Below are 6976 nucleotides of genomic sequence, written 5' to 3' on the forward strand. Positions count from 1 at the left end.
GCGCGCCGAAGCTCCGGGTGGCTGCCGGTTCACGCCGCCTGCCCCTCGTCGCCGCGCCACACCGGCCGGCAGGGATCGCTGGTGTCCCAGCCCCGCCAGCGCTCGTCCACCAGCTCGCCGGTGGCCGGGTCGACCACGCCCTCGGGCACCAGGGCCAGCGACGGCCGGTCCGGGCGACGGTTCTGCTCCGCGCGCAGTTCCCGCTCCACCACCCACCTCCGGTACATCTCCCGCTCCCGGGCATGCCGGACACGGCGGCGCTCCCCCAGGCCAGCGGTCCCCCGCGCCTGGGCGACTTCGGCCAGGCGCTCCGCGCCGGGCCGGGCACCGGCGGCGGACGCGAACTCCCGTGGCAGGTAGACCAGGCCGTCGGCAACGACCGCCAGCCCGTCCTCGACCAGCGCGGCCAGGCGGCGGCTCACGGTGGTGCGGTGAAGCCCCAGCACCCGCACCAGGCCGGCCACGTCCACGCCCTCCACCGGATCCAGACACGCCAGGATCCGGGCCCCCGAGGCACCGTGGGCCCACAGGTGGAAAGCGTCCTCGCGCATCACCTCGGCCACCACCCGGCTGTCGAACCGGGCCACCTCACCGTGCGCGGTCGGGACAGTCCCTGCCCCCCTCGCCCCTGCAGCTGCCTCCTGTCCCGGGCGCGCACACTCCACCGGCGCAGGTTCGGGAGGGATCCGGATCAGCCACCGACCGCTCGCACCGGTCCGCGGCAGCTTCACCAGCCAGCCCCTCTTCACCAACCGGTCGTTGCTGTCCTCCAGCCCCGACCGGGAGCACCCGGCCTCCTCAGCCAGCGGCCGCACCGAGGCCTCGTGCTCAGGCCCGCCGGCCCGCTGCGCCCGCGACAGGCGCGCCAGCACGTTCTTCAGGTCCGTGCCCCCGGCAGTCCCAGCCCACTCCCACGGCCGGCTCTCCACCGCGGCCCGGATCTCGGCCAGCTGCACCAGAGCGTCGGCCCGGCAGGTGATCGCCTCGCTCGCCCCCACGAAGCGCCGCGCCTTGGCAAGCATCTCCCCCAGCTTGGTCTCCAGGTACGCCTCCCCCTGCAGCCGGCGCACCGCCCGCGCCCACGACCCGCCGGCCGTCGGCCGCAGCACCAGCGCCTCGTGGAACTGCGCCAGCGTCCACTCCCGGCCCGGCTGACTGCACGCCACCGCCAGCGCCATCGTCATCCGGTACCCGCCCTCGGCACCGTTGCGGCCCTCGTAGCGCCCCGCCCGGTCTCCGTGCAGCAGCAACGCCTTCGCCCGCCGCGACAAACCCGGGCGCTGCTCCACCCACTCCCGCAACCGCCGCCCCGCACCCGGCACCGCCGCCTCGACCCCGACCGGCCCACCGCGACCGCTCCCGCGCCTCCTGCTCACCGGACCACCGCCCCGGCCCCGACCAGCTCCGACGACAGCGGCCGCTCCGCCAGCACAGCCAACCGCTCACGCCACGACCCCACCTCGGCCACCTCGCCGGATGAGCGCTCACCCTCACGCAGCCGCTCCAGGCGAGCGCCCAACAGGTACTCCGCCGCCCGGCCCCGTGCGCGCTGCGCCGCCCGCTCCGCCGCCTCGGCCCGAACACCACGGGCCAGCTCGGCGGCCCGCACCCGCCCGGCCTCCTCCAATGCCTCCACACTGGCTGCCAGCCGCTCCAGCGCCTCCTGCCGTGAGCGCTCCAACACCGCCTCGGCCTCGAACTGCCGCGCCAGCGCCACGAACACCGGATCGCACGCCCCGCCCGCCAGCAGCCGGGCCTGCTCCGCCCCAACCGCGCCTTCGACCCGGGCCCGCACCCGCTGCGCCACCGGGCCGATCCGAGAGGCCTCGGTCGGATCCAGCAGCCCGGCCACCGTGACGAGCACCGCCTGGTCCACAGCCGCGTCCTCGGCCCGCTGGTAGCCGCACGCCGAGCACAACCCGCCCGAGCGCTCCAGCCCGCAGTCCGCACACGGCCGCTGGGCCGCCGCCAGCCGGCCCCGCTCAACCAACGCACGGCGCTCCGCCGCCGCCTCTGCCTGGCGCTCACGCTCACGCACCGCCCGCTCACGCGCCAGCACCTGAGCCTCGGCCCGCGCCTGGACGACGTCGTGCAGACGCAGCTCGGTCAGCCGGCCCAGCTCACCAACGCGAGCCGGATCCAGGCCCTGAGCGACCTGACGGGCGATGAGCGCTCGCAGCGCCCGGGCGTCCTCCACCAGGAGCACGCAGGCCTCGCACGAGGCGCCGGTGTCCATCCGGCGGCCGTCGTCACAGCGCTGGTCGTAGCACGCCGAGCGCCGCCGCAGCCCGCGGCCGATCATCCAGCCGACCGGATCCAGGATCGGAGCCGAGCCCTGCGACGCGAGACGTGCCTCCAGCCGCTCACGCAGTAGCCGCGGGGCAACCTCCCCGAACACGCCGGCGAGCTCCGTCAGGGCCTGGCCCACCGCGGTCCGAACCCGGGCACGAGCCCCACCGCGACCGATCCGAGCCCACAGGAACTCCACCGGCTCCAGCAGCCGCTCCCAGCCCATCGGAAGCCGTACCCGGACGCCCGCGAACGTCGCAGGCACCCGCTGGCCCCCAGCTCCGGCCACAGGCTGCACGCCCGACATCCCCGGCCCGCTCGCTGATCCCTGGTGTTCCCCGCGAAGCGGGCCAGCGATGCCGGCACCGGCTGCACCGGGCTCCGCGCCGTCACGGCCCTCGGCCCGGTCCTCGCACGCACCCGCGCGCTCCGGCTGATCACAGCACCCGGCAGCGGCTTCGCCGGAACACCCAACACACCAGTCACTATCACCAGAGAGAGAAACCACCTGAGCGTGGGCCGCGTGAAGGAGGGCACCACCGGGGTGCTCTGGAACCACAGCGACCTCAGCCGCCGACGGGCTCTGAACCCCAGGCGCACCAAGACCGGCAGCATCCGAACCCTGACCAAGATCACCGGGTGCAGTAGCAGGGCGGGCGATCTCGGCCACTCCCCCAGGCTGATCACCCAGCCCGACCGCGCTTCGCCGCGACCTGGTCCGAGCCCGTGGCGCCGGCCTGCGCACCGACTTCCCATGAGCCTCAGCCACCAGGGGGATCAGCAGCCGGGTCGACGACCGCAGACCAGACGCCGTCGGCTCCCGCAGAACCTCAACAAGACCGCGCTCGCCAAGGCGCCCCAGCACCTTGCCACCACCCGACACGGAACAACCCAGCGCGCGCGCGACCGTCGCCGCGGCACGACCACGACGAGCCGGCACCGACCCTCCGACCAAGCGGACACGCCCGTCCGGCCGGCACTGAAGAACCATCAGAAGAAGAGCCAGCCGATCGGTCGCCGCAGCCCGACCGGTCACGTCAGCCAGCAGCCCAGCACCGGCCAAGTCGCTCCCCCACCCTGGAGCGAAGAGCACCTCACACAGCCTCAGCAACGTCGCCAACTCGGGCCTGGTCAACGCGAGGGGGTGACGTCGGTCTCCCGCGGCATGCGCCTGTCGGGCTGGCACCACCGTGCAGCGGAGGCCGAGGGGCTGTCCGGCCTCGTCGACAACGACCTCAGACTCGATCAACCCGAGCTCCCGCAACTGCGGAAGCACCACGTGATCCACCGTCGACTCCGACACGCCGACCCAGCGGCCCAGCTCGCGGGCCCGAATGGTGACTACCGCGGAGCCCTGGCTGGACTTGGCGAACAGCACCACAGCTCCAGCTCGCGCTGTGTCCCGAACGGCGCGAGCAGCGGTGAGGCTCGTCAGGTGCTGGACGGCCGCACTCAGCCGGGCACGCGTTCGTGAGGTCAGCCCCAGCGAGGCTAGAGCAACTCGAACTGAGTTGTCAGTCGCACTCTTGCTCATGTCAGGCCCCCGGGCAGCTGCGCGTGAGCGGTGGGCCCAGGGGACGGGAGGACCGCTGGACCTGGATTCTCCACACGGCGATACAAAGCACTTGCGCCCCTCTGCATCTGCCGATAGCGCCATGCCTGGACGCTGTGCACTGCCCCGCGCAACCATGCCTCCGCTAAGTCTCAGCGATCTGGCTCAGGGCGACGAGCGAGTCTTTTCAGGCCGCCACAGGTGGCAACGCCGAGACATAGGAATTAACGGGTCAGCGCGCCAGATCTACCAATTCGAATTTCATCAAGAGCTCGGCACGACGCGCATTGGAATATCCGGTAGTGCCTACTGCGCACGCGACGATACACCATCTGACCTGCACTGTTGGCCTGGCCGATCTGTGGTGAGTCGGCCCGTAGGGGAGAACTCGCGACCCGTAAAAGTGCTCTCCCAAAGGGCAATTTGGCCTGCGGTTCTCCGAGGGAATTATGAGATTCGAGGAAAGTTTCAGCGGTAAAATCGACGACAGAACTGAGTGATCCTTGGAAATTTTCCCACTAAGTTCCAGAAGAGTTTTGATGAATCCCTCGATATTTGAGCCAGTGAAATCGGAGCTGATTCATTGATTCCCAGCTGCGAATTTTTCCGGAAGTGCGGCCTTGGCTGATCAAATTGGCTGCTGCTTTGCGACACGCCGAAGGTGCGCGACTGACAAGTCAGCAACTGATATGTTGCCCTCCATGAGCACAGTGAGCAGCGACACGAGCGAGAAGCTCATCGCCAACGTGATGCCCGAGATGCGAAGAGATCTGAAGATCCGGGCAGCAGAGCGTGGCCTGAACGTCTCCGATGCCGTGACCCATGCGTTGTCGTTGTGGTACGACAACGCGAACTCTCCCGCGGTTGAGGACATCAAGGGAGCCAAATCATGGGCCTCGTATGTCCCCAGCGGGGGCGTTGCCCGATTCGAGGTCGAGTGCGAGATCCGGGCGATCACTAAGGTCCAGGGCATGGCGCAGGTCATCCGGAACTGGTTGGAGCGGCACCCGCCGCTGGCCTCCCCTCTCCTTCGCCAGCCGGTGAAGCGCATCCTCGTCGGCAACCAGAAGGGTGGGGTCGGAAAGACCTTCATTGCCGGCGGCCTTGCACAGGCTTTCGCCGAGATGGGTCTTCGGGTTCTGTTGGTTGACTACGACCCACAGGCGCACCTCTCGGCAAGGATGCGAGTCGCTGACCTTCCGACTGGTGGCGACAGCCTCCTCACGCACATGCTCGGCAGGGCGACCCAACACCTCCGGCGGTCGATCATCGCGCTGGAAGAGGTTCGCCTGGACCACGACGATCGTCCAGACACCCCCATGTTCGATGGCAGGTTGCACATACTGCCGGCGCATGAGGACGCGTTCCTGATGGATGCAGAACTGGCCACCATGCGGGCTGGGCGCGACACCTGTCTGCGGCGAGCGCTTGAGCCCATCGAGCAGGACTACGACGTCATCGTCCTGGACGGTCCCCCGAACCTGGGGCTGGGCATGGATCTAGCGATTGACTTCGTGCAGCGTCGGGCTGGCGAGCTTGTTGATCACTCGGGAATCCTGATCCCGGTCTGGTCGGACAAGTCTTCTTTCCGCGCGTACAACCTGTTGAACCGACAGATCCGCACGACCTGCGCCAATATGCAGATCGAGGTTGACCAGCTCGGGTTCATCGTGAACGCCTATGACGCCCGCAAGGGAGTTGTCACACGGGGCTTCTACGACGAGTGGCACACCCTCACGGCTCCGAGTGTCCTTGCTGAACTGAAGGACTCCATTGAGGGACGTGAGTCCTCCGACTACGAGGTGCCCCTCTTCCAGTACGCACCCGACTGCATTCAAGCGGAGACGCTGCGTCGTCTCGCGAAGGAGCTCGCTGCATGAGTAGGTACCGTCCGGCAACGCTCCCCAAGGGCACCGAGGTCGTCAGCGACGCGCAGAGCGCGGTCCCCCCCGTCCGCTCGCGGGCAGAGATCAAGGCTGAGTGGGAGGCCCGCCAGGCGGCAGGGGCTGGCGAGGCGTTGTCCTCCACTTCGGAGGACAGCAACGGGTCTAGTGAATCCGCGGCCGTCAACGCACCGAGCGAGGCCGAGGGGACGACGCTGAGTGTCCTGTCTGGCGCTGGCCAGGGTGTTGATTCGGGTGATGCTTCAGCTGAGTCGCCGTCTACTGATTCCACCGACAAGGACGAGAGCTCGTCGGTGGCAATCTCTGCTATCCCTGAGCAGGTAGGTTCTGAGGCGCTGACTGAGCCGAGCCAGGAGTTGGACCTGTCTGAGGAAGGGTTGGTTCACCTTCCGCGAGACCGTAACGCTGCCGGCTTCGTGGAGATGCCGACCTTCAGCGCTCCGACGAGCGACGACCCTCAGGAGCGATTGGAGCACTACGCCCGGGTATTCGCTGGAGCGGAGTACGCGGCACGAGCCAATATCCAGCAGTCCACGCAGCAGCGAGTCATCGTCCAGGGTCAGATCTTGCTGGCTATGAGGGAAGAGGAGCTGTGGAAGGCCCTGGGATGGACTGACTTTGACGTCCTCGTCAAGCATCGGTTCGGCATCGGCCGGAACTACGCAAACAAGATCATCCGCTCCATGCCCGTGGTTCGTGCTCTTGAGCACGTCACCAGTATGGAGATGGCCGAGAAGCACCTGCGGGCTCTTGTGCCAGTTCAGGAGCGGCATGGCGATGAGGCGGTCCGTCGAACCTGGGAGGAGGCGCTTCGTAAGGGGAAGATCACGGAGAAGTCACTCAAGGAAGCGGCCCGTTTCCTTGGCTTTGGTGAGCCGATGATGCTGACCGCCACAACTACCACAGGCAGTTCCGTCGGGTCGCCGCGGGCGGGCGATTCGCCTGATGATGTCAGCAAGGCAGCTGAGGTCGTCGGGGCGTCAATTCGTTCGTTGATGAAGACAGATGCCGCCCGTGCCCGACAGGAAGCCCTGACACTCCGGAAGCTCGCTGAGGATTTGTGCAACGAGCTCGGGATCACCGACACGAGTGAGTAGCGCCTGGTGGGACTCGAGAGGGCGAGGCAGCAACTGCTGCCTCGCCCTCATCGTTTCGCACGCAATGAGTGGGTGCCTGGACGGTGTGCGGTGATCGGGTGGCGGGATGGTCGCCGGCCGCACCGTCTGCGGCC

Annotated in this window: 5 protein-coding genes; 3 read left to right on the forward strand and 2 right to left on the reverse strand. The window is 68.4% G+C overall.

The genetic code is table 11. From position 1 onward, the window contains the following. Positions 1-29: 29 nt before the first annotated feature. On the reverse strand, positions 30-1250 hold the full coding sequence (locus tag AA75_RS00955) for a MarR family transcriptional regulator (protein WP_149037871.1): 1221 nt from the start codon (positions 1248-1250) through the stop codon (positions 30-32). Between the two features lie 122 nt (positions 1251-1372). After that, the gene (locus AA75_RS00960; RefSeq protein WP_149037872.1) at positions 1373-2428 is read right to left on the reverse strand and encodes a hypothetical protein; all 1056 of its coding nucleotides are present in this window, start codon (positions 2426-2428) and stop codon (positions 1373-1375) included. Positions 2429-3043: 615 nt separating this feature from the next. Between AA75_RS00960 and AA75_RS46920 the strand changes: the two genes are divergently transcribed. From AA75_RS46920 to AA75_RS00970, 3 genes are all read left to right on the forward strand, one after another. After that, positions 3044-3763 carry a hypothetical protein gene (locus AA75_RS46920; RefSeq protein ID WP_149037873.1) on the forward strand — a complete coding sequence of 240 codons (720 nt, stop codon included), beginning with the start codon at positions 3044-3046 and terminating at the stop codon, positions 3761-3763. Positions 3764-4542: 779 nt separating this feature from the next. Continuing rightward, the gene (locus AA75_RS00965; protein ID WP_158515422.1) at positions 4543-5721 is read left to right on the forward strand and encodes a ParA family protein; all 1179 of its coding nucleotides are present in this window, start codon (positions 4543-4545) and stop codon (positions 5719-5721) included. Then, positions 5718-6842: a hypothetical protein gene (locus tag AA75_RS00970; RefSeq protein ID WP_033817722.1), complete on the forward strand. Its 1125-nt coding sequence runs from the start codon at positions 5718-5720 to the stop codon at positions 6840-6842. Before AA75_RS00965 ends, AA75_RS00970 begins: the two co-directional genes overlap by 4 nt. Positions 6843-6976: the final 134 nt, after the last annotated feature.

The organism is Kitasatospora sp. MBT63 (genome assembly GCF_000710465.2).
In the GTDB taxonomy this organism is placed as follows: Bacteria; Actinomycetota; Actinomycetes; order Streptomycetales; family Streptomycetaceae; genus Kitasatospora.